Source organism: Staphylococcus sp. Ze2, assembly GCF_048568365.1.
GTDB classification, from domain to species: domain Bacteria; phylum Bacillota; class Bacilli; order Staphylococcales; family Staphylococcaceae; genus Staphylococcus; species Staphylococcus xylosus.
On the sequence record NZ_CP183486.1, the window covers coordinates 1104673 to 1129835 of the forward strand.

17 protein-coding genes, 6 tRNA genes, 3 rRNA genes and 1 pseudogene are annotated in these 25163 nt (G+C 35.7%); 22 read left to right on the forward strand and 5 right to left on the reverse strand.

Annotated elements, in window-relative coordinates; genetic code table 11:
• Window position 1: 1 nt before the first annotated feature.
• From ACM591_RS04870 to ACM591_RS04880, 3 genes are all read left to right on the forward strand, one after another.
• Window positions 2-1036, forward strand: coding sequence for a FecCD family ABC transporter permease (locus ACM591_RS04870; RefSeq protein WP_029378543.1), 1035 nt, complete (start codon window positions 2-4; stop codon window positions 1034-1036).
• The gene (locus ACM591_RS04875) at window positions 1033-1995 is read left to right on the forward strand and encodes an iron chelate uptake ABC transporter family permease subunit (RefSeq protein WP_029378544.1); all 963 of its coding nucleotides are present in this window, start codon (window positions 1033-1035) and stop codon (window positions 1993-1995) included. The genes ACM591_RS04870 and ACM591_RS04875 overlap by 4 nt, the downstream gene beginning before the upstream one ends.
• A gap of 251 nt (window positions 1996-2246) precedes the next feature.
• Window positions 2247-3566: a YjiH family protein gene (locus tag ACM591_RS04880; RefSeq protein ID WP_216715635.1), complete on the forward strand. Its 1320-nt coding sequence runs from the start codon at window positions 2247-2249 to the stop codon at window positions 3564-3566.
• Window positions 3567-3766: 200 nt separating this feature from the next.
• Here the strand turns inward: ACM591_RS04880 and ACM591_RS04885 are convergent.
• Together ACM591_RS04885 and ACM591_RS04890 are read right to left on the reverse strand one after the other, a co-directional pair.
• Window positions 3767-4097, reverse strand: a pseudogene (locus tag ACM591_RS04885) (heme oxygenase).
• 239 nt (window positions 4098-4336) lie between these two features.
• On the reverse strand, window positions 4337-4597 hold the full coding sequence (locus ACM591_RS04890) for a hypothetical protein (protein WP_017722958.1): 261 nt from the start codon (window positions 4595-4597) through the stop codon (window positions 4337-4339).
• 175 nt (window positions 4598-4772) lie between these two features.
• Here ACM591_RS04890 and ACM591_RS04895 point away from each other — a divergent pair, with 175 nt between their 5' ends.
• The 19 genes from ACM591_RS04895 to glmM all read left to right on the forward strand — a co-directional run bounded on the left by ACM591_RS04895 (window position 4773) and on the right by glmM (window position 21404).
• Window positions 4773-5276 (forward strand): metal-dependent hydrolase, encoded by a 504-nt coding sequence (locus ACM591_RS04895; protein WP_029378547.1) that lies wholly within the window; start codon window positions 4773-4775, stop codon window positions 5274-5276.
• A 115-nt stretch (window positions 5277-5391) separates the two neighbouring features.
• Window positions 5392-6579, forward strand: a complete 1188-nt coding sequence (locus ACM591_RS04900) for a UTP--glucose-1-phosphate uridylyltransferase (RefSeq protein WP_029378548.1) — start codon at window positions 5392-5394, stop codon at window positions 6577-6579.
• Window positions 6580-6596: 17 nt separating this feature from the next.
• Entirely contained in the window at window positions 6597-7280 is a 684-nt protein-coding gene (gene trhA, locus ACM591_RS04905; protein WP_037557200.1) for a PAQR family membrane homeostasis protein TrhA, read from the forward strand.
• 236 nt (window positions 7281-7516) lie between these two features.
• Window positions 7517-8857, forward strand: coding sequence for a multidrug efflux MFS transporter SdrM (gene sdrM, locus ACM591_RS04910; RefSeq protein ID WP_069796684.1), 1341 nt, complete (start codon window positions 7517-7519; stop codon window positions 8855-8857).
• A gap of 158 nt (window positions 8858-9015) precedes the next feature.
• The gene (locus ACM591_RS04915) at window positions 9016-9474 is read left to right on the forward strand and encodes a SepA family multidrug efflux transporter (protein ID WP_029378551.1); all 459 of its coding nucleotides are present in this window, start codon (window positions 9016-9018) and stop codon (window positions 9472-9474) included.
• Window positions 9475-9716: 242 nt separating this feature from the next.
• Complete coding sequence (locus tag ACM591_RS04920; protein ID WP_029378552.1) at window positions 9717-10781, forward strand: P-loop NTPase; 1065 nt, start codon at window positions 9717-9719, stop codon at window positions 10779-10781.
• A 502-nt stretch (window positions 10782-11283) separates the two neighbouring features.
• Window positions 11284-12836, forward strand: a 16S ribosomal RNA gene (locus tag ACM591_RS04925).
• Window positions 12837-13124: 288 nt separating this feature from the next.
• Window positions 13125-16047, forward strand: a 23S ribosomal RNA gene (locus ACM591_RS04930).
• A gap of 79 nt (window positions 16048-16126) precedes the next feature.
• Window positions 16127-16241: ribosomal RNA gene (gene rrf, locus ACM591_RS04935) — 5S ribosomal RNA — on the forward strand.
• Together the 16S, 23S and 5S rRNA genes with 6 tRNA genes alongside form the textbook arrangement of a ribosomal RNA operon.
• Before the next feature lie 11 nt (window positions 16242-16252).
• A tRNA-Asn gene (locus ACM591_RS04940) sits at window positions 16253-16327 on the forward strand.
• 3 nt (window positions 16328-16330) lie between these two features.
• Window positions 16331-16402 (forward strand) — tRNA-Glu (locus ACM591_RS04945).
• Between the two features lie 10 nt (window positions 16403-16412).
• A tRNA-Val gene (locus ACM591_RS04950) sits at window positions 16413-16488 on the forward strand.
• Window positions 16489-16505: 17 nt separating this feature from the next.
• A tRNA-Tyr gene (locus tag ACM591_RS04955) sits at window positions 16506-16589 on the forward strand.
• A gap of 4 nt (window positions 16590-16593) precedes the next feature.
• Window positions 16594-16668 (forward strand) — tRNA-Gln (locus ACM591_RS04960).
• Window positions 16669-16671: 3 nt separating this feature from the next.
• Window positions 16672-16744, forward strand: a tRNA-Lys gene (locus tag ACM591_RS04965).
• Window positions 16745-17101: 357 nt separating this feature from the next.
• Entirely contained in the window at window positions 17102-18007 is a 906-nt protein-coding gene (gene rocF / locus ACM591_RS04970) for an arginase (protein WP_029378033.1), read from the forward strand.
• A 272-nt stretch (window positions 18008-18279) separates the two neighbouring features.
• Complete coding sequence (gene cdaA, locus ACM591_RS04975) at window positions 18280-19086, forward strand: diadenylate cyclase CdaA (RefSeq protein WP_029378032.1); 807 nt, start codon at window positions 18280-18282, stop codon at window positions 19084-19086.
• A gap of 1 nt (window position 19087) precedes the next feature.
• A complete protein-coding gene (locus ACM591_RS04980; protein ID WP_029378031.1) occupies window positions 19088-20020 on the forward strand; it encodes a YbbR-like domain-containing protein in 933 nt (310 codons plus the stop codon).
• A gap of 28 nt (window positions 20021-20048) precedes the next feature.
• Window positions 20049-21404, forward strand: coding sequence for a phosphoglucosamine mutase (glmM, locus tag ACM591_RS04985; protein WP_029378030.1), 1356 nt, complete (start codon window positions 20049-20051; stop codon window positions 21402-21404).
• 158 nt (window positions 21405-21562) lie between these two features.
• Here the strand turns inward: glmM and ACM591_RS04990 are convergent, their stop codons facing one another.
• From ACM591_RS04990 to ACM591_RS05000, 3 genes are read right to left on the reverse strand one after another with little or no spacing between them, the layout of a single operon-like run.
• On the reverse strand, window positions 21563-22666 hold the full coding sequence (locus ACM591_RS04990) for a mannitol-1-phosphate 5-dehydrogenase (RefSeq protein ID WP_029378029.1): 1104 nt from the start codon (window positions 22664-22666) through the stop codon (window positions 21563-21565).
• Entirely contained in the window at window positions 22666-23100 is a 435-nt protein-coding gene (locus ACM591_RS04995) for a PTS sugar transporter subunit IIA (protein WP_029378028.1), read from the reverse strand. The genes ACM591_RS04990 and ACM591_RS04995 overlap by 1 nt, the downstream gene beginning before the upstream one ends.
• Before the next feature lie 6 nt (window positions 23101-23106).
• A complete protein-coding gene (locus ACM591_RS05000) occupies window positions 23107-25137 on the reverse strand; it encodes a BglG family transcription antiterminator (protein WP_029378027.1) in 2031 nt (676 codons plus the stop codon).
• Window positions 25138-25163 lie beyond the last annotated feature (26 nt).

Sequence of the window (25163 nt, forward strand, 5' to 3'; positions counted from 1 at the left end):
AATGATTAAATCACATAGCGTGAACCGAACTAAATCAAATGAAAAGAAAGCTCAAAAACGTACTACACTCACATTTATTGTGAGTGTATGTGCGCTTTTTGTCATTATATACTTCAATCTTAGCGTTGGAGCTTCACATATTACTTTTCAAGATTTTATTGATTACAGCGTAAAACATATTGATACAAAAGAGACATTTTTGATACATAATGTACGTATGCCAAGAATGTTTGCTGGCCTCTTAATAGGGGCTGCACTTGGCGTTTCAGGATTGCTGATGCAAGCGATGACTCGTAATCCTTTGGCATCACCACAAATATTTGGTGTTAACTCAGGAGCCTCATTTGTAATTGTATTTATTTCAATGATTGTACCAGCTTTAACCGCGTACTCAACGATATTAGCTTTTATTGGTGCATTTATTGGCGGACTGACAGTTTATACACTATCAGGTTCGACTAAAGGAATGACTCCCGTAAAGCTAGCATTAGCCGGTATGGCTATTCATTTATTCTTTTCTAGTATGACGCAAGGAATTATATTATTAAATGAAGATGCAACTTCAACTGTTATGTTTTGGTTGGTAGGTTCTTTATCAAGTATTCAATGGCCACAAGTCATTGGTATATTGCCTTGGTTAGTAATGGCTTTTATTGGAGCAATTTTCATATCTAAACAATTAACAATTATGGAATTAGGTGAAGATTTAGCAACATCACTAGGGCAAAATGTCAAAGTCGTACGAATCACTGTTGGGCTACTTGTCATTGTTTTAGCTGGTGCATCTGTTTCTATAGCTGGACCTATCGGTTTTGTAGGGTTAATTGTGCCACATATTGTAAAGCATTATATTCGAACGGATTACAGGCTAATGGTGCCATTGACGATGATTATCGGGGCAGATTTATTGTTATTATCCGATGTCTTAAGCCGTTTGATAGCATTTCCATTTGAATCACCTGTAGGAATTGTTACCTCATTTGTAGGGGCGATATACTTTCTATTCATTACAGTTAGGGGAGTTGATAGACTATGATCGGGAGATTAACTTTTCGTTATGGTATCGTTGTAGTATTAATTCTAATCTCAGCAGTTGCATCATTGTCTATCGGAGCAGTTTGGATTAATCCATTTGAAGCGGTTAAAAGTTTGTTTACACAAGATAACTTTATATTAAATGAATATCGTATACCAAGGATGATTCTCGCAATTATTGTAGGAAGTAGTCTTGCGATTTCTGGTGCACTTATTCAAGGGGTAGTAAGAAATGCATTAGCATCGCCAGATGTTATTGGTATAACTAAAGGTGCAAGTTTATCAGCAGTTTCAATAATTATGCTATTCCCTTCTGCACCACTTTTCATCTTACCGTTTGGATCATTTGCTGGCGCCTTATGTGTGAGTTTGATTTTGACGTTATTAATTGCAAAATTTAACGTAAAAGGATCTAAGTTAGCATTGATAGGTTTAGCGATAGGCGCAATATGTACAGCGGTAGTGCAATATTTATTAATACGTAATCCCCAAGATGCCAATACAGCTTTAGTGTGGTTAACAGGTAGTTTATATGGGCATAGTATGTCGCACGTGCTGGTTATTTTACCTTGGTTCATCGTTGCGTTACCTATTATCTTTTATTATTGTCATCAACTCGATATTTTAACTTTGGGTGATGATATTGCAATCGCATTAGGTACAAAAGTGAAAAAAATTAAAATGATATTGTTGCTATTAGCTGTTATTTTAGCGGGCGCATCTATTTCAGTAGTGGGTGGATTAAGTTTTTTAGGACTTATCTCTCCACATATAGCTAGAAGGATTGTTGGCCATAAACATATACATATTACTATTATGTCAGGATTGATAGGAGCACTAATATTATCCATAAGTGATTGTTTAGCGCGAGGAATACATCCACCTATCGATATTCCTGTAGGTGTTGTTGTTGCAATCGTCGGCGTACCTTACTTTTTATTCTTATTGAGAAAAATTTAATAATAAATTGCAATAGTAAACGCTTTCATTTAAAGTAGAGTTAATTCTAACTATTAGGATTAAGTCTACTTTTTTATGTGAAAATAACAATAAATAGACACAATTTATAGATTTACATATTTATACATCATAAGTTATAATTATTGGTGTTGTTTTTTTAAGTATATATCAAATAATACACCTAAGGGGTGAATGTAGTGACTCAGTATAATAAATCACAGCGGACACGTGGGCAACTTAAATTCATTATCATGTCATTGATTGGTATCATTTTATTCTTAATACCAATTACTGTGACTGAAGATGGTGAAAAACAAACAACACTTCCTGTTGCATTTCTGGCAGGATTGCTAAAAGATTTAATTGGAAATGCTATGCCATTGGTTATTGTAATTATTATTACGATATCAGGTATTTTATCTATTTTATGTTCGACAGTATGGAAAAATAAATTTAAACCAGAAGGTCTAATGAACAATGCATTTAATGTAAAGTTCGTCTGGTTAATTTTAAGAATATTAGCAGTAGTGTTTGTTTGGATGACATATTTAAAAGTAGGTACTAGCGTTATTTATTCAGAAGACACGGGTGGACTTGTATTTGAAAGTCTATTACCTACATTAGTAACTGTCTTCTTCTTTGCAGCGTTGTTTTTACCATTACTTATGGAATACGGATTATTAGAATTATTAGGACCAATTTTTAGGCCGATAATGAGACCTTTATTTACATTACCTGGACGATCAACTGTTGATAATCTAGCATCATTCATTGGAGATGGAACAGTAGGGGTTTTAATCACTAGTAGACAATATCAAGAAGGATTTTATTCTAGAAGAGAAGCGACAGTCATTGCTACTACGTTTAGTGTTGTTTCACTAACATTTGCAATTGTTGTTGCCGAAACTGTGCATATGAAAAATCATTTCTTCTATTTTTATTTAACTGTAATCATTTCTTGTATAGTATGCGCGGTTATATTGCCAAGAATTTGGCCACTTAGATCTATTAAAGATGAATACTCAAAAGAAGTGTCTGAAGAAATGAGAACAGAAAAGTTACCTGACAATAAAACTGCTCTAGGCCACGGTTTTGATATGGCGACTGAAACAGGTATCAATGCACCAGGATTTAAAGCGTTTTTCAAATCAGGATTCAAGACTGTGATAGACATGTGGTTTGTAATTTTGCCGGTAGTGATGAGTGTAGGTACACTTGCAACCATTATAGCAACCTATACGCCAGTATTTGCGATTATTGGGAAGCCGTTTGTTCCATATTTAGAATTGCTGCAAATACCTGAAGCAGCTCAAGCATCAGAAACAGTATTGATTGGATTTGCAGATATGTTCTTACCGTCAATTTTAATTGAAGGTGTCGGTAACAATATTACATTATTTGTTGTCGGCGCATTGAGTATCACACAATTGATTTACTTATCAGAAGTTGGTGGAGTAATCTTAGGTTCTAAAATACCAGTAAGTATCTTTAAGCTCTTTATCATATTCTTGATAAGAACAATTATTGCGTTACCTATTATAGCGTTAATGGCTCATTTGTATTTCAATTAAATTGTCCGGCATAGAAACTTGAATCTAAAAGAAATAGTAACTCTCCTGAGTTGAGAGCAAAAATAAGCACCTTAGACATTGATTTGTGTACTGAACCCCAAAGGTTAGATTTTTAGTCCAACTTTTAGGGTGCACATCAGTATCCAAGGCGCTTATTTTATTTATACGATATAGAACTTATAATTAGTTAAACGTTATTATTAGTTATTAAGTACGGATATTACATTAGCTTTGACAACTTTATTGCCTAAAACAGGTGACTCTTCACTGTTAGATTTTGATCTTCCTCCATGAGCTTCCTTCATGAGCTTCCTTAAATGCATCGCTTTGGACCCATGCTTTAAAGTCATTTTCAGTTTCCCACCACGTATTGATATACATTTGGTCGTAATCTTGCTCATCATCAATTAACCAAACTTCTACTTTATGAAAGCCGTCTAATTCTTGTATTTTTCCACCTTGAGTAAATTTTGGAGCCATTTTTTCAGCGAATCCTTTTTTTACATCAATTCTGTTCGTAACTACATACATGAAACGCACCTACTTTCTGTAATATATTCACATTATACCATTGATAATTTATTAATATCATTGAGAACCCTTATTAGTTAGCAGGGCATTGATAACTAGATAACCTTATAACAAAGGTACATTAAGACTAAGGTATATTATAAACTGTTCCAACTTCTCTATAATAATAAAAAATAGCTATGATGAAATCTGTCGTCATAGATTTCATCATAGCTAGTCTTAGTATATTGTTAAATTAATTATTTAGTTAATTCGTTATAAACTTTTTGATCATTTTGAGTGTATATAATGTATTCATGGTCATCAGTGTCGATGATAACACGGTTTGTTTTTCCAAATGTAGAACCGATTCTTGAAACTTTATTTCTATCAAGTTTAGGAACTTCATGAATATTTTGATCCTGCGAAATATTTTTAATTTCATTTGTTGGGATCTTAATATCTGCAACTCTCCATTGAATTCTTACTTCACTGTTATCTTTTTTTACTGTCATTGCCATATATCGAACACATCCTTTAATTAATTTATAGCTATAGCATACAATAAACTGCAAACGTTTTCAAGTGATTGTGTGATACTTTTTGAAAATAGGTTATACTCATATTTTTAACGAAAGTATGTTCGCATTTAACGCGTAAATGTGCTAAAATATAATCCGATAAGGAGTAGTGAAAATGACAGGTAAAACCCACGCATCATGCGGCTTATTAGTCGGAGCTTTAACATTAGAATATTTTCATACTGATTTGTTTACATCTGTTACAGTTATAACGCTTGCAGTTATTTCGAGTTTGGTACCTGATATTTGTCACGCACAAAGTAAAATTGGTAGACGATTTAAACTTATTAGTTACTTAATCAGAATGGTATTTGGACACAGGACATTTACACATTCACTTTTATTTATAGGGATTATTATATTTTTATTGTATTTGATACAAACCCCGGATTATTATTTGAGTAGTATTGTTTTCGGTTTGCTTTCACATGTTATACTAGATATGTTAACCCCAAGAGGTGTTAAATTATTTTATCCTGTTCCAATAAGTGTAAAATTCCCGGTGGTTTTTAAAACAGGCGGTCTAGTTGATTTGTCTTTAGCCAGCGCGTTAACTATTGGAGCAACGTATGTAATTTTTCAACCGTCTATACATAAGTTATTATTGACTTGGTTATAATTATGGTTGTACTGAGCATCATAATAATATAAAGTACATACAGTGAAATTATATATCCGTAATGTGAATAAGATATATTTTTTATTTAAATATTTGGATATTAAGGAGAGAGAGCATGCTAGATAAGAAAGCTTTAGAAAAGTTTAATCAAGAACATCTCATTGAGTTTGAAAAATTAATGAGCACTAATGAGAAAGAACAACTATCTGAAAAACTAGATGCACTAAATTTAACGGATATTCAAGATTTATACGAGGATTTATATGTAAATAAAAAAGAAATTGATGATGTTACTTCTATCAATGAAGTTAAGTATGATATAAAAAATGAATTTACAGACGAAGTGATAGAGCAATATGAAAAAGTTGGACTTGAAGCTATTCGTAAAGGTAAATTTGCAGTATTACTTATGGCTGGTGGCCAAGGTACTCGTTTAGGATATAAAGGTCCTAAAGGTTCTTTCGAAATAGAAGGCGTAAGTTTGTTTGAGATTCAGGCAAAACAATTATTAGCATTAAAAGAGCAAACAGGCGAATTTGTTGATTGGTACATTATGACCAGTAAAATCAATGATCAAGAAACACAGTTATTCTTCGAATCAAATAATTACTTTGGTTATGATAGATCACATGTGCATTTCTTTATGCAAGATAATATTGTAGCTTTATCTGAGGAAGGTAAATTAGTATTAGATGTAGATAATAATATTTTAGAAACGCCAAATGGTAATGGTGGTGTGTTTAAAGCACTTAAAAAAGCTGGATATTTACAAGAGATGCTAGATAATGGTGTCGAATACATTTTCTTAAATAACATCGATAACGTACTAGTTAAAGTACTTGATCCATTGTTTGCTGGCTATACATTCCAAAATAGTATGGATATTACTACAAAATCTATACAACCTAAAGATGGCGAAAGCGTTGGTCGTTTAGTTCATACAAAACACAAAGATACGGTACTTGAATATTCAGAACTAAGTCCCGATGTAGCAAATGAATTTAATAATGCTAATATAGGAATTCATTCTTTCAAACTCTTATTTATTAGTAATGTCGTTGACAATGAATTGCCATACCACTTAGCAATCAAAAAATTAAAGCAGTTAGATGAGGATTTTGGTGTGATTGAGCAATCAACTTTGAAATTTGAATTGTTTTATTTTGATATATTTCAGTATGCAAATAGCTTTATTACTTTACAAGTTTCGAGAGATGAAGAATTTTCACCTCTCAAAAACAAAGAAGGTAAAGATAGCGTAGAAACAGCTAGAGCAGATTTAAAACGTATGAATATGATATAAAAAAGGTGGTTACACTGTTGTCTCAATCAATAAAAGCTGATGATAATAAAGTAGTTAAAACATTTAAAGATATTGTACCTTTAACATTTGGAGAAGAAATAGGCAATGCAGTATCTCACGGTGTAGCAGCTTTTATAGCGTTATGTGCGCTACCTTATGCTGCCATCTTAAGTTTTCTAAACTTCGGTATAATGGGTGCTTTTAGTGTTTCTGTTTATGTTATAAGTATATTTTTAATGTTTATTTCATCAACGGTTTATCATTCAATGCCAAATAAATCATCGCATAAATTCATTTTGCGCATAATTGATCATAGTATGATTTATGTTGCAATCGCTGGTACATATACTCCTATTTGCTTGGCTTTAGTCGGAGGTTGGATTGGCTGGTCAGCAATGATTGTACTGTGGGGAATAACGATTTGGGGCATTTTATACAAATCACTAGCTAAAAATGTTAATCATAGATTAAGTTTAATTATGTATCTTGTAATGGGGTGGGTTGGAGTATTGTTCTTGCCTAGAATTATTTTTGATACATCACTTGCATTTATGTTATTTATACTGTTTGGTGGAATTGCATATACAATAGGTGCTTGGTTTTACGCACAAAAGGATAGACCATATTTCCATATGATTTGGCACTTCTTTATTGTGATTGCTTCAGTATTCCATTTTATAGCGATTATATATTTTATGTAGATTTATTTTATACCGACAATATCAAATGATATTGTCGGTATTTCTGTGTATTTAGTTGTTTTAACAAAATAAATGATTATGCAATTAAGCAAAGAATGTAATAGTATTATTAATTGGAAAAAGACATCAAATTTGTTTAACTTATAGTAAAGTAAAGATATATAACTTAGAAATAAATGAGAATTAAGTAGAATTTAATATAAATTTTAATAAGGCGAGAGAGGTGAGAATAATACATGAATATAAAATCATTAGGCATTATAGTTGCACTTATTCTAATAATGTTTATGTCTGCAATTGAAACATCTATAGTTTCTTTAGCTTTACCAACAATTAAAATGGATTTAAGTGTAGAATCATCCATTTCACTCATATTTGCAGTTTATTTTATTGCTATAGTTATTGCCAATCCGATTGTAGGCGAACTGTTAGAGCGCACTAAAATTATATACATAACATTATTAGGACTTTTATTATTCACAGTAGGGAGTCTGCTGTCGGGACTAAGTGACACTTTTACTCTATTAATTGTGTCTCGCTTTATCCAAGGATTAGGTGCTGGGGTTATGATGGCTTTAAGTCAAATTGTTCCAAAGTTAGCGTTTGAAATTCCATTACGTTATAAAATTATGGGCATAGTAGGAAGTGTATGGGGAATATCGAGTATTATTGGACCAGTGCTTGGAGGAGGTATTTTAGAATTCGCAACCTGGCATTGGCTATTTTTTGTGAATATTCCTATTGCAATAGTAGCGATGATTCTTGTTATATTTACTTTTCATTTTGAGAATGAAAGCACAACTGCTACAAATAAGTTAGATATAAAAGGTTTAACTTTATTTTATGTTTTTGTATTTTTCATAATGTTTACAGTTATGAATAAGTCGAACTTATATTTAAATATAGGTTCAATGATTATAGCAATAGTAGTAGCAATTATACTATTTAAAAATCAGAAGAAAGTAAAAGCGCCATTCGTACCAGTTAACGAATTTAATAAAATGATTGTTTTAATATTCTTTACTGATTTTGCTTATGCGATTATATTGATGGGCTACAATTTATATATGCCAATCTATTTACAAGAAGATATAGGATTATCCCCGTTGCAAAGTGGATTTGTTATTTTCCCAATATCGTTTGCATGGCTAATTTTAAATTTCTCATTGGATAAAATAGAAGCAAAAATGTCTAGAAAAGCATTATACATCAGTGCATTTACCTCATTAATAATTTGTGGGATATTAGTATTTGTTGGAACAGAATCACCAATTTTTATTGGATTTAGCTTATTATTGGCTGGTATTAGTTTCGGGACCGTTTATACTAAAGATAGTGTGATTACCCAAGAGGAAACATCTCCAGCAAATATGAAACGTATGATGTCACTCTATACATTAACGAAAAGCTTAGGAAATTCCATAGGATCTACAATTATGGGCTACGTGTATGCCTTGTCATTTACTTTTATTAGCGTTCACATACATAACGTCATTATTTTAAGTTTGGTAATACTTGTAATGCTCGTTTTATTATGGTTATTAGTATATAAAGAGAAAACAGTAACAACTAAGTAGTAATGTATATACATTAAGCTAACTTTGATATTAAGTGAAAGTTACCACATATATATATGTTTTTTGACAAGGTGGGTATAATGGTAATATAAATAATGAGTCGGAATATACCAGTTACACATATTGTAGATAAATCGAGAAAGGGAGGACAGTAAGCAATGAAATATATTAGATATTTATTTACAACGCTTATTGTACTTTCTGTATTTATAATATCTGGCGCCATCTTCTTAACATTTCTAGGTTTTGGCTTATATGGATTAAGTAGAATTTTAATATATTTTCATTTGGCGTACTTTGGTTATAATAAAAGTTTTTACGATAACTTAATTTACTATGGTAGTTATATCGTATTAGGTTATTTTAATTTATTTATTATAGAAAACTTAATGGATTACTTTAGGAAAAAAATACCTGAGAATCCGTATTTTCAAGGAACAACATATCATTTGATTACATTTACGGTAACGACATTACTATTTTACTTTATAGTGCATATCCATTATGCATATATCAATATTGATTTTTGGGTGATTGTCCTAATCATTGGCATCTTATTTATATGTAAGGAAATCTTTTATCCAGATAGTAAAAATCTAAACGATAAACACAAATAGCACTGTTTGTTATATATAAGGTGGAGACAGTTGCCTTTGGAGAATGAAATAAAATGTGTTGTAGGATATAAGCAATATTAAATCAAAGCAGCTAGTTCATTATTCTTATTTGTAAGAATGATTTGAGCTAACTGCTTTTTTATTCAACATATTAAATTTATACTAAGTATAAACAATTTAAAGCATAGTCAAAGTTTATTTGTTAGAATATAAATGATAACGAAATAAGAGGGGGACGCTTTGTGTTAACGATAGAGCAAGTTAAAGAACTTGTTGGAGAATTAAAAGATCCAATAATTGATGTACCATTAAAAGAAACAGATGGAATTATCGAAGTAAGTATTAAAGAAGAAAAAGAGCATGTAAGTGTTAAAGTAGCAATGGCTCAATTAGGTGGCCAACCACAACTAGACTTACAAATGGCAATTGTAGAAGTGCTTAAAGAAAATGGCGCGAATACAGTTGGGATTCGATTTGAAGAATTACCATCAGATGTTGTAGAACAATATCGTGGTTCAGGGGAAGAACAAAATCAAACAATAGAAGGATTACTTTCAAAAGATAATCCGGTTGAATTTATTGCAATTGCCTCAGGTAAAGGTGGCGTTGGTAAATCAACAGTAGCAGTTAACTTAGCAGTATCTTTAGCAAGAGAAGGTAAAAAGGTTGGACTTGTAGATGCTGACATTTACGGTTTCAGTGTTCCTGATATGATGGGTATTGATGAAAAACCAGGTGTCCAAGGTAAAGAAATTATACCTGTAGAACGTCATGGTGTTAAAGTAATATCTATGGCATTCTTTGTTGAAGAAAATGCACCAGTTATATGGAGAGGTCCAATGCTTGGCAAAATGCTGACAAACTTCTTCGTTGAAGTAAGATGGGGAGATTTAGACTACCTTATTCTAGATTTACCACCTGGTACGGGAGATATCGCATTAGACGTTCATACTATGTTACCTTCTAGTAAAGAGATTATTGTAACTACACCACACCCAACAGCAGCGTTTGTTGCTGCAAGAGCTGGAGCAATGGCAAAACATACTGAACATTCTATTTTAGGAGTAATTGAAAATATGTCTTATTTCCAAAGTAAAGAAACTGGAAATAAGGAATATGTATTTGGTACTGGTGGTGGAGAGAAACTTGCAGAAGAACTTCAAACCGATTTATTAGGGCAACTTCCATTAGAACAACCATCATGGAACCCTAAAGACTTTGCACCTTCTATATATCAAATAGATGATAGACTTGGTGAAATATACCAATCTATGGCGCAACAAATTATTGAAAAGACTAGTAAATAAGTGATTTTTGTTAGTGGGTAGAATTTATTTTAATTTCTATCCACTTTTCTATTGCTTTTTTTCTTAATGATGGTAGAATTGTTTCTTGTGACAAACATTTGATTTCGCTAATGTGAATTCAAAAATAATTAAATTAAAATTGTTGTTGACTTTCCTAGATAGAATTGATATCATATAAAAGTCGTCAAAAACGGCAAACAAATTATTTAAATTAATTATAAAAAGTGTAAAAAATATACTTGCATTAATAAGAAAAATAATTTAATATTGTTAGAGTAATGTTAATTGATTGTTAAAAAATAATATTTTCTTATTGACAAAACATCGAATGAAATGTTAACATTGTAAAGCAACTATTAATTAAATGAAGAAATGAACATTGAAAACTGAATTGCAATATGTCAACGTTAATTCCGAACGCAACATTAAATTGTTGGTTCAAAACAAGTGTTAGAGATAACACAAATTAGTATTTTATGAGCTAATCAAACATCATAATTCATTTATGGAGAGTTTGATCCTGGCTCAGGATGAACGCTGGCGGCGTGCCTAATACATGCAAGTCGAGCGAACAGATAAGGAGCTTGCTCCTTTGAAGTTAGCGGCGGACGGGTGAGTAACACGTGGGTAACCTACCTATAAGACTGGGATAACTTCGGGAAACCGGAGCTAATACCGGATAACATTTAGAACCGCATGGTTCTAAAGTGAAAGATGGTTTTGCTATCACTTATAGATGGACCCGCGCCGTATTAGCTAGTTGGTAAGGTAACGGCTTACCAAGGCGACGATACGTAGCCGACCTGAGAGGGTGATCGGCCACACTGGAACTGAGACACGGTCCAGACTCCTACGGGAGGCAGCAGTAGGGAATCTTCCGCAATGGGCGAAAGCCTGACGGAGCAACGCCGCGTGAGTGATGAAGGGTTTCGGCTCGTAAAACTCTGTTATTAGGGAAGAACAAATGTGTAAGTAACTGTGCACTTCTTGACGGTACCTAATCAGAAAGCCACGGCTAACTACGTGCCAGCAGCCGCGGTAATACGTAGGTGGCAAGCGTTATCCGGAATTATTGGGCGTAAAGCGCGCGTAGGCGGTTTCTTAAGTCTGATGTGAAAGCCCACGGCTCAACCGTGGAGGGTCATTGGAAACTGGGAAACTTGAGTGCAGAAGAGGAAAGTGGAATTCCATGTGTAGCGGTGAAATGCGCAGAGATATGGAGGAACACCAGTGGCGAAGGCGACTTTCTGGTCTGTAACTGACGCTGATGTGCGAAAGCGTGGGGATCAAACAGGATTAGATACCCTGGTAGTCCACGCCGTAAACGATGAGTGCTAAGTGTTAGGGGGTTTCCGCCCCTTAGTGCTGCAGCTAACGCATTAAGCACTCCGCCTGGGGAGTACGACCGCAAGGTTGAAACTCAAAGGAATTGACGGGGACCCGCACAAGCGGTGGAGCATGTGGTTTAATTCGAAGCAACGCGAAGAACCTTACCAAATCTTGACATCCTTTGAAAACTCTAGAGATAGAGCCTTCCCCTTCGGGGGACAAAGTGACAGGTGGTGCATGGTTGTCGTCAGCTCGTGTCGTGAGATGTTGGGTTAAGTCCCGCAACGAGCGCAACCCTTAAGCTTAGTTGCCATCATTAAGTTGGGCACTCTAGGTTGACTGCCGGTGACAAACCGGAGGAAGGTGGGGATGACGTCAAATCATCATGCCCCTTATGATTTGGGCTACACACGTGCTACAATGGACAATACAAAGGGCAGCTAAACCGCGAGGTCATGCAAATCCCATAAAGTTGTTCTCAGTTCGGATTGTAGTCTGCAACTCGACTACATGAAGCTGGAATCGCTAGTAATCGTAGATCAGCATGCTACGGTGAATACGTTCCCGGGTCTTGTACACACCGCCCGTCACACCACGAGAGTTTGTAACACCCGAAGCCGGTGGAGTAACCATTTATGGAGCTAGCCGTCGAAGGTGGGACAAATGATTGGGGTGAAGTCGTAACAAGGTAGCCGTATCGGAAGGTGCGGCTGGATCACCTCCTTTCTAAGGATATATTCGGAAACATCTTCTTACGAAGATGAAATAGGAATAACATTGACATATTGTATTCAGTTTTGAGTGCTCATTAGAGTATTCATTGCATTGTTTTGTACATTGAAAACTAGATAAGTAAGTAAAATTTATGATTTTACCAAGCAAAACCGAGTGAATTAGAGTTTTTTAACAAGCTTTGAATTCAAAAAGAAATAATCGCTAGTGTTCGAAAGAACACTCACAGATTAATAACATTTTGGGTTTTCAACCGACTTGTTCGTGTTGAAAGTCAAAAAAGATTAAGTTATTAAGGGCGCACGGTGGATGCCTTGGCACTAGAAGCCGATGAAGGACGTTACTAACGACGATATGCTTTGGGGAGCTGTAAGTAAGCTTTGATCCAGAGATTTCCGAATGGGGAAACCCAGCATGAGTTATGTCATGTTATCGATATGTGAATACATAGCATATCTGAAGGTAGACGCGGAGAACTGAAACATCTTAGTACCCGCAGGAAGAGAAAGAAAAATCGATTCCCTGAGTAGCGGCGAGCGAAACGGGAAGAGCCCAAACCAACGAGCTTGCTTGTTGGGGTTGTAGGACACTCTATACGGAGTTACAAAAGAATAAACTAGACGAATCATCTGGAAAGATGAATCAAAGAAGGTAATAATCCTGTAGTCGAAAGTTTATTCACTCTTGAGTGGATCCTGAGTACGACGGAACACGAGAAATTCCGTCGGAATCCGGGAGGACCATCTCCCAAGGCTAAATACTCTCTAGTGACCGATAGTGAACCAGTACCGTGAGGGAAAGGTGAAAAGTACCCCGGAAGGGGAGTGAAATAGAACTTGAAACCGTGTGCTTACAAGTAGTCAGAGCCCGTTAATGGGTGATGGCGTGCCTTTTGTAGAATGAACCGGCGAGTTACGATTTGATGCAAGGTTAAGCAGTGAATGTGGAGCCGTAGCGAAAGCGAGTCTGAATAGGGCGTTGAGTATTTGGTCGTAGACCCGAAACCAGGTGATCTACCCATGACCAGGTTGAAGTTCAGGTAACACTGAATGGAGGACCGAACCGACTTACGTTGAAAAGTGAGCGGATGAGTTGTGGGTAGCGGAGAAATTCCAATCGAACCTGGAGATAGCTGGTTCTCTCCGAAATAGCTTTAGGGCTAGCCTCAAGTGATGATTATTGGAGGTAGAGCACTGTTTGGACGAGGGGCCCTTATCGGGTTACCGAATTCAGACAAACTCCGAATGCCAATCAATTTAACTTGGGAGTTAGAACGCGGGTGATAAGGTCCGTGTTCGAAAGGGAAACAGCCCAGACCACCAGCTAAGGTCCCAAAATATATGTTAAGTGGAAAAGGATGTGGCGTTGCCCAGACAACTAGGATGTTGGCTTAGAAGCAGCCATCATTTAAAGAGTGCGTAATAGCTCACTAGTCGAGTGACACTGCGCCGAAAATGTACCGGGGCTAAACATATTACCGAAGCTGTGGATTGTCCGTAAGGACAATGGTAGGAGAGCGTTCTAAGGGCGTTGAAGCATGATCGCAAGGACATGTGGAGCGCTTAGAAGTGAGAATGCCGGTGTGAGTAGCGAAAGACGGGTGAGAATCCCGTCCACCGATTGACTAAGGTTTCCAGAGGAAGGCTCGTCCGCTCTGGGTTAGTCGGGTCCTAAGCTGAGGCCGATAGGCGTAGGCGATGGATAACAGGTTGATATTCCTGTACCACCATAATTCGTTTTAAGCGATGGGGGGACGCAGTAGGATAGGCGAAGCGTACTATTGGATTGTACGTCCAAGCAGTAAGACTGAGTGTTAGGCAAATCCGGCACTCTTAAGGTCAAGCTGTGATGGGGAGAGGAAATTGTTTCCTCGAGTCGTTGATTTCACACTGCCAAGAAAAGCCTCTAGCTAGAATTGTGGTGCCCGTACCGCAAACCGACACAGGTAGTCAAGATGAGAATTCTAAGGTGAGCGAGCGAACTCTCGTTAAGGAACTCGGCAAAATGACCCCGTAACTTCGGGAGAAGGGGTGCTCTTTAGGGTTAACGCCCAGGAGAGCCGCAGTGAATAGGCCCAAGCGACTGTTTATCAAAAACACAGGTCTCTGCTAAACCGTAAGGTGATGTATAGGGGCTGACGCCTGCCCGGTGCTGGAAGGTTAAGAGGAGTGGTTAGCTTCTGCGAAGCTACGAATCGAAGCCCCAGTAAACGGCGGCCGTAACTATAACGGTCCTAAGGTAGCGAAATTCCTTGTCGGGTAAGTTCCGACCCGCACGAAAGGCGTAACGATTTGGGCACTGTCTCAACGAGAGACTCGGTGAAATCATAGTACCTGTGAAGATGCAGGTTACCCGCGACAGGACGGAAAGACCCCGTGGAGCTTTACTGTAGTCTGATATTGAAATTCGGCACAGCTTGTACAGGATAGGTAGGAGCCTGAGATGCGTGAGCGCTAGCTTACGTGGAGGCGTTGGTGGGATACTACCCTCGCTGTGTTGGATTTCTAACCCGCACCATTTATCATGGTGGGAGACAGTGTCAGATGGGCAGTTTGACTGGGGCGGTCGCCTCCTAAAGAGTAACGGAGGCGCTCAAAGGTTTCCTCAGAATGGTTGGAAATCATTCATAGAGTGTAAAGGCATAAGGAAGCTTGACTGCGAGACTTACAAGTCGAGCAGGGTCGAAAGACGGACTTAGTGATCCGGTGGTTCCGCATGGAAGGGCCATCGCTCAACGGATAAAAGCTACCCCGGGGATAACAGGCTTATCTCCCCCAAGAGTTCACATCGACGGGGAGGTTTGGCACCTCGATGTCGGCTCATCGCATCCTGGGGCTGTAGTCGGTCCCAAGGGTTGGGCTGTTCGCCCATTAAAGCGGTACGCGAGCTGGGTTCAGAACGTCGTGAGACAGTTCGGTCCCTATCCGTCGTGGGCGTAGGAAATTTGAGAGGAGCTGTCCTTAGTACGAGAGGACCGGGATGGACATACCTCTGGTGTACCAGTTGTCGTGCCAACGGCATCGCTGGGTAGCTATGTATGGACGGGATAAGTGCTGAAAGCATCTAAGCATGAAGCCCCCCTCAAGATGAGATTTCCCAACTTCGGTTATAAGATCCCTCAAAGATGATGAGGTTAATAGGTTCGAGGTGGAAGCATAGCGATATGTGGAGCTGACGAATACTAATCGATCGAAGACTTAATCAAATTTAAAATGTTTTGTTTTGGTTGAATCATATTTTACTTACTATCTAGTTTTGAATGTATAATTTCATACATTTCATTGTCTGGTGACAATGGCAAAGAGGTCACACCTGTTCCCATGCCGAACACAGAAGTTAAGCTCTTTAGCGCCGATGGTAGTCGGACTTACGTTCCGCAAGAGTAGGACGTTGCCAGGCAATTGAATTATTCCACAGTAGCTCAGTGGTAGAGCTATCGGCTGTTAACCGATCGGTCGTAGGTTCGAGTCCTACCTGTGGAGCCATATGGCCCCGTGGTCAAGCGGTTAAGACACCGCCCTTTCACGGCGGTAACACGGGTTCGAGTCCCGTCGGGGTCATTACATATTTGGAGGATTAGCTCAGCTGGGAGAGCATCTGCCTTACAAGCAGAGGGTCGGCGGTTCGAACCCGTCATCCTCCACCATTTTAATTTAATAGTACGGAGGGGTAGCGAAGTGGCTAAACGCGGCGGACTGTAAATCCGCTCCTTCGGGTTCGGCAGTTCGAATCTGCCCCCCTCCACCATTTATGGGCTATAGCCAAGCGGTAAGGCAATGGACTTTGACTCCATCACGCGCTGGTTCGAATCCAGCTAGCCCAGCCATTAGAGCCATTAGCTCAGTTGGTAGAGCATCTGACTTTTAATCAGAGGGTCAGTGGTTCGAGCCCACTATGGCTCACTAGTAAGCACTTCTCACAAGAGAAGTGCTTTTTTTGTATATAAAATTAAAAATCCTTTTGTTATTTACTCAATCTAGGTTATATAAAGTTATTATAATTATATAAGTATGAAGTATAACGATCTTCTTTTATAGTTAAAGCTTTTGAATAAAGTTTGTTTTTTAATTTATACATTTTACTGTTTAATAAAATGATAAAAACCGATACTAAAAGGATTTGTTTTGAATGATAAATCACTATATTGATTTTATATGTAAAAAGCCTGAAATGAAGAGAAAATGCTATTTTAACAACGCTTGAAATGTTAATGTCTTTAGATTACTCTAGAAACATATAACAACAAAGGGGTTTTAAAAATGAATAAAACAGTAGAAATTATTGGAGTACCTTCAACATTTGGACAAAGGAAATTAGGGGTAAACCTTGGTCCAGATGCGATTCGATATGCTGGAATTGAAGAACGTATTAAAGCAATAGGACTATCTGTTAAAGATTCTGGGAATATTGCAGTACCTAAATTAGATTTAGAAAAGTTTAATTCAGAGCAAGAAGGCTTACGTAACATAGAGGAAATCATAGAAACATCAAATATATTAAGTGATGCGGTATCAACTAGCATTGAGCATAACCATTTCCCACTTGTATTAGGGGGAGATCATTCAATTGCAATTGGTTCTATATCAGGTGTTAGTAAGCATTACGAGAACTTAGGTGTTATTTGGTATGATGCACATGGTGACTTAAATGTACCTGAAGAATCACCTTCAGGTAATATACATGGCATGCCGTTACGTGTACTTGCGGGTGAAGGCGATGATCGTTTGGTTAATGTCTCTGATTATTCACCAAAAGTTAAACCTGAAAATATTGTGCTTATAGGCATGAGAGATTTAGATGAAGGTGAAAAACGCTACATAAAAGAGCATAATATTAAAACATTTACTATGGCTGAAGTTGACCGTTTTGGTATTAAACAAGTGATTGAAGAAACAATTGCTTATTTAAAACCTAAAACTGATGGTATTCACTTGTCACTAGATGTTGATGCCTTAGATCCTGTTGAAACACCAGGAACAGGTACTAGAGTACTTGGCGGTTTAACATATAGAGAAAGTCATTTTGCATTAGAGTTGTTACATAATTCTAATCTCATTACTTCTATGGATTTAGTGGAGGTTAATCCACTAATCGATCATAATAATGACACAGCAGAGCAAGCAGTAGGTTTAGTAGGTAGTTTCTTTGGGGAAACACTACTATAATTCACTTGAAATTATGTTAATGACAAAGACACATGACCCAAGTAATTAGTTATGAAGTAATATTAGAATGTTTGGCTATATCAAAACGTATTTTGTCATGTTTTAGTGTCAGTTAGTTTTATTGGGGCGGGATAATGAAATCTTATTTAAAAATAAGATTTCAGATTCTCTCCCTTTTTTGATTTTGCTAAAAATTTAAATACTAAATATGACAGTTAGTGTTATGATTGGTATAATATATAACATGGGAACAGATAACCGGAGGAGATGTTATGGAATTATCCAGCTTTTTTGATAACTGGAGTACAGTTAAAATAATAGCAAGTGTACTCGATTTACTCATAGTATGGTATGTACTTTATCTTCTCATTACAGTTTTTAAAGGTACCAAAGCCATTCAACTATTAAAAGGTATTGTTGTAATAGTAATTGGTCAACAATTGAGTAAAATACTGAACTTAACAGCTACATCCCGTCTTTTTGATTTAGTTATTCAATGGGGGGTATTAGCGTTAATCGTGATATTTCAACCAGAAATTCGTCGTGCCTTGGAACAACTTGGTAGAGGTAGCTTATTTAAACGTTATTCAACGAATTTAAATAGTGATGAAGGCAAGTTAATATCTTCTGTGTCAAAAGCAGTACAATATATGGCTAAACGTCGTATAGGTGCACTGATTGTATTTGAAAAGGAAACAGGGTTACAAGATTATATTGAAACAGGCATCGCAATGAATTCAGAAATATCACAAGAACTATTAACAAATGTTTTTATACCAAACACGCCTTTACATGACGGTGCGATGATAATTCAAGAGAATAAGATCGCTAGTGCTGCGAGTTATTTGCCCTTATCTGATAGCGCTAAAATTGCTAAAAGTTTAGGGACAAGACATAGAGCTGCAGTAGGTATATCAGAAGTATCAGATGCGTTCACTGTTATCGTTTCAGAAGAAACAGGATCTATTTCTGTTACATTTGACGGTAAATTAAGAAAAGATATTTCAAATGAAGCATTTGAAGAATTATTAGCTGAACATTGGTTTGGTACACACTTTCATGAGAAAGGTGTGAAGTAATATGTTAGAAAGTAAATGGGGCTTAAGATTAATCGCTCTCGTATTAGCGCTTGTGTTTTTCCTATCAGTTAACAATATGTTTGGCAATATATTCAATGCTGATAACTTAGGTCAAAAGTCTACTGAAACGATTCAGGAAGTACCCGTGCAAGTTAAGTATAATAATAAATCATTATACGCTAGCGAAGTGCCTGATAAAGTTGACGTGGAAATTTCAGGTCCTCAATCACAGGTTTTAAAAGCTGAGAATGGTGAAAATATTAAAGCAGTCTTAGATTTAAGTGGCGAAAAAGCAGGAAAGCATACGACGCAATTTCAGGTTAATGGATTGAATAAAGACATTGACTATAGTGTGAAACCGAAAGAGGCCACTGTAAATCTTGAAGAACGTGTGAGCAAAACATTAAAAGTGGAACCGGATGTAAGTAATAATGACTTAGATTCAGACTATAAAATTAGTGAACAAAGCGTTTCACCAGAGACAGTTAAAGTGACTGGTGGTCAAGACCAAATTGATAAAATAGCATATTTAAAAGCAACATATAAAAATAAAAGTAAAATCGCTAAAAATACTACAGATATAGCGAAAATTACTGCATTTGATAGAAATCTTAATAAAATCGACGTTTCAATTCAACCTAATGAAGTTAACTTGAGCGTTAAGGTAGAAGATTATAGTAAAAAAGTAAAAGTAAAAACAAAAGCAGTAGGGTCATTATCAAATGGTCGTGAATTAGACAATATAAGTTTAAAAGATGAAGAAGTAGAAATTTATGGTAATAAGGATGACTTAGAAGATATTGATGAAATTACTGCAAATGTAAATTTAGATAATATCTCGGATACTACTGAAAAAAATGTGAAGTTTAAAGTACCTAAAGATGTGACAAAAGTTAATCCGAACGGTACTACAGCTAAAATTACAGTTAAATAGATTTGTATAAATAAAGGAGATATAAAAAATGGCAAAATATTTTGGTACAGATGGCGTAAGGGGAGTAGCAAATAAAGAATTAACACCTGAACTTGCGTTTAAACTAGGGCGCTATGGCGGCTATGTTTTAGCACATAATAAAGGTGAGAAGCACCCTAAAGTACTAGTTGGTAGAGACACTCGTGTTTCTGGAGAGATGTTAGAATCTGCATTGATTGCAGGACTAATTTCTATAGGCGCAGAAGTCATGCGTTTGGGCGTTATTTCAACGCCAGGTGTAGCATACTTAACACGAGAAATGGAAGCCGAATTAGGTGTCATGATATCTGCTTCTCATAATCCAGTTCCAGATAATGGTATTAAATTCTTTGGTTCTGATGGCTTTAAATTATCAGACAACCAAGAACAGGAAATAGAAGAATTATTAGATCAAGAAAATCCTGATTTACCTCGACCTGTTGGTGAAGATATTGTACATTGCTCTGATTATTTTGAAGGTGCACAAAAATACATTAGCTATTTAAAATCAACTGTTGATGTGAACTTAGATGGAATGAAGATTGCATTAGATGGTGCAAATGGTTCTACATCTTCTTTAGCACCATTTTTATTCGGTGATTTAGAAGCTGATACTGTGACAGTTGGCTGTAAAGCAAATGGTTATAATATTAATAAAGATGTTGGTTCTACACACCCTGAAACATTAGCTAAAGAAGTTGTCGAATCAGAATGTGACTTTGGTTTAGCGTTTGATGGTGATGGTGACAGACTAATTGCAGTAGATGAAAAAGGTAATATTGTCGATGGAGACCAAATCATGTTTATTATTGGTCAAGCAATGAGCAAAAATCATGAGTTAAATAATAATATGATTGTTTCTACTGTAATGAGTAACTTAGGTTTCTATAAAGCTTTAGAAAATGAAGGTATACAATCTAACAAAACTAAAGTTGGAGATCGCTATGTTGTTGAAGAAATGAGAAGAGGTAATTACAATTTAGGTGGCGAACAGTCAGGACATATTGTTTTAATGGATTATAATACGACTGGAGACGGTTTATTAACAGGTGTTCAATTAGCTAGTATTATAAAAATGACTGGTAAAAGTTTAAGTCAACTTGCGAGTCAAATGAAGAAATACCCACAATCATTAGTTAATGTTCGTGTAACAGATAAATATCGTGTGGAAGAAAATATCGATGTTCAAGAAATAATGACTAAAGTAGAAGTAGAAATGAATGGTGAAGGTCGTATTTTAGTAAGACCTTCTGGAACAGAACCATTAGTGAGAGTGATGGTTGAAGCATCAACTGATGAAGATGCGCAACGTTTTGCCAATACAATTGCTGATGTAGTTCAAGATAAAATGGGATTAGATAAATAGTTAATAATTTAGTATAAGTAAGGCCTAAATATTTTATACAAGCACATCATATAAAAAGATGTGCTGGGCTACTATTATTAATTGTTTTAAAATAAATTAATATACACTCAATTAAGTAAAGAAGCGGTTGCTATTTTAATAGCAACCGCTTCTTATATTTATAATACATTGTATGCTTGAACAATTTCTTGAGTTAATTGTTCATCTGTTTTAGCAAATTCTTTCAAGAATGCTTCAAGTCCATGTTCTTGAATATAATCATTTTTTTCTACTGTTTCTTGATCATTTGTATCATCGTACTTTAATAGTAAAGCAGCGGTTTTAACTAATGCATCATGTTTTAAATTATTTTGATATAAGTAATTTAATGGTTTTATGATTCTATCTTGTGGTCCGATTTTACGCATTGTACCTCGTCCTACACGGGTAACTTCATCTGATAAGTTTGGATTTTTAAAACGTTCAATAATTTTTTCGACATATTGTGCTTGTTCGTTTTCGTTAAAATCAAACTGTTTGGTAATATATTGGCTTGTTTCTTTAAGCACACGTTCTAAATCATGTCTAATATCTGCATCGTTAACTGCATCTAGAACGGTAGGCTGACCAAAATATCTACCTGCATAAGCAAGGTAAGCATGACCAGTGTTTACAGTAAGTAACTTACGTTCAATATAAGGAGTTAAATTATCTACATATTTAATATGGTTAAGTTCTGGACCAAACCATGCGTCCTTCTCAATTACCCATTCATAGAAAGGTTCAACGACAACATCTAAAAGGTTATCATTGGTTTGTAATGGTACAATACGATCAACTGCAGAATTAGCAAAGTGAATGTGTTCAGGTAGTGGACCTGTAATGTCTAAAATTGCTTTTTCTAATGTATTGGTTGCCATGATTGCATTCTCACATGCAACAATATTAACAGGTGTTTCTTTTTCTGCTAAATAAGGAGCAAATGATTTCGCGATTATAGGCAAGATGTTTACACCCACTGCAGTTGTAATTAAATCGGCTTCTAAAACTGCATGTTTTAAACTTTCTGAAGGTGAACTGGAATTGATTGCATCTACATTATGCACACGTGTTGTTGTTTTAGCTTCATCAGCTAAAATGACATCATATTCATGATGTTGATCCAATGCAGTGATGATTTCAGCATTAACATCTGCAAAAGTTACTTTTATACCATTATCAGCAAGAATATAGCCAATAAATCCTCTACCTATATTTCCAGCACCAAAGTGTAAGGCTTTCATTATGCATCAGCCTCCTCAAAGACTTGTTTGATTTCCTCTGCTGATGAAGCTTGAATAATACGTTCTACGTTTTCTTCTTCGCTAAAAGTAATAGCTATTTTAGAAAGTAAGTCTAAATGCTCACCATCTTTACCTGCAATACCTACGACAACTTTAACAACTTCGCCGTCCCAGTCAACGCCTTCAGGTATTTGAATTAAAGTTAAACCTGATTTTAAAACACTAGTTTTAGCTTCGTCAGTACCATGAGGGATAGCTAAGCCGTTGCCCATAAATGTTGTTACTACTTGCTCGCGATCTTTCATTGCTTGAATATATGCTTCTGTTACAGCACCACTTGATACTAAAGCTTGGCCTGCCTTTTCAATTGCTTCGTTTTGATCTTTAACTGTTTGGTTGATAAAAATGTTTTCATTGCTAAATAATTCGCTCATTTTATTTCACTCCATATTCAATAATTTTTGTAATTGCATAAGATAACTTTGCTTAAGTAATGTTTGAAGTTGTTCAGGTTGTTCCATAAATCCATCAATATTATCTAGATGTTCGACTAATTTCCCTGAAATATCACTTACAAGTTGTGCCATTGTATCATCAGGTGGGACGAACATACTTAACAAATATCTCACGGAAAGATTGTCATTTTGATTGCTATTAAGCAAAATAGGCTCATTTAAAATGGTTATTAATATAAAAGGTTTCTTTATAATCTCACTTTTTAAATGAGGGATTGCGATTGGATAAGGGGCTAAGACAAACCCTTGATGATCCATGTGTTGCTTAATCAGTTCAGCGAATGACTGGCCTTCCGTGATAATTTGATGTTCCAATAATGTGTTGGTTAAATAAGTTGTCCAGTTCGTAACTGAAGTATAATCTACATTTACAGAATCAATTATTTCTAGTCCTTTTCTGATGTATGTTAATTTTTCTTCAGGATTTAAAATGTTACTATTATTCGTTTCATATGTTTGAATCTTTGGTTGTTTGTGATGTGTGTTTAAAAAAGCTGATACGTGATTTACATCTGCGTCGGGCAGTAAAGGATTCACAGTGATATATGGTAAGGCGATATCTAAATCTACAGTGGAAATAATAGCATCAAATTGTGTTGCATCAATATCATTTAAATCACCAACTGATGCTTGAGTAGTTTTTTGTATATCGCTAAATGTTTGTTGTAACCGTGTTGCTAGTAATCTACTGGTCCCAATCCCACTACTACATACTACGAGTACATTGTAAAAGGCGCTATTTTGATTTTGTAAAGCACCACCAAAATGAAGTACAATAAATGCAATTTCACTATCTGGAAAATTAAAATTTGGCCATGTTTGTAGTAATGCACGATGAACACTTTCAAATAGTCGTGGGTACTTATGTTGAATCATTTCCGTTAATGGATTATAAGTTTCAATATTAGCGTTTAAACGGTTAATTGCTGGAATGATATGCAATTTTAATCCTTCGCTAAGCGTTTTAAAATCTTTAAACGATTGTTGAGAAAAGTGTGAAACCGAATGAATAAATTTCTCGATCTTTGATTCATCCTTACTATCTTTAAATACTTGGGCAGATTCTTTACGTTTCGCACCTCTAAGGTGTATCGTGATAAAAGTCACTTCAGCTTGGTTAAACTGAACACCATAAATATGTTCGAGATGTAAGGCAAGTGCTTGAGCTACCTCGTGTTCAAAAGAATCCTTAACGCTGTTATAAATATCGTCATTTAAAGCTACATATTGATTATTAAGCATTCGTTCAATACTTAAGACAATGTGTACAGTTAAGGTTAAATAACTTGATTCTGTTAAAGAGTAGGGAAGTTGTCCTAAGTGATCCATTAAAATACGTTCAATTTGAAATATTTTGTCCATGTCAACCATTGCCAATTGAGACTGGTTAATAGATTGATATACAAAATGATTTTCAATAACTGAATAGACACTAGTACTGTTTAGATTATTGACCATCAATTGGCTTAATAGTTCACGTTTTTTTGATTCTGCACCATGTAATTGAATACCTTCGCCACGCTTTTTTTGTAGCGTTAATTGGTATTGATCAAGTTCTGTTTCTAAATCGTCTAAAAGCTTTGTCATTGTTTGATTAGAAACTCCGATTTCTTGTGCTAAAACGTATTGTTTAATAGGAGTATTTGTTTGAATCAATGCATATAAAATGATTACTTTTTGCTCTTCTTGTGATAAATCTATGGTATTTTCATGTAATAATGCATGTTTTAGTGAATTTAACGCCATCTCCGTCGTTTTCAGCTGTATGCCTTTTTTGGTAACTCTTTCAAGATCGATATCAAATGTTGATAAAAATGATTCAATAGATTTTAATTCCCTATGAATAGTACGAGAGGATACAGCTAGATGTTGAGCAATGTCGTAAATAGTGACATATTGACCGTGATATTTAATTAACATTTCGATAATTTCTTTTTCACGTGTACTCAAAAACATAGCCATACCCTCCAGTATCGTTCTAT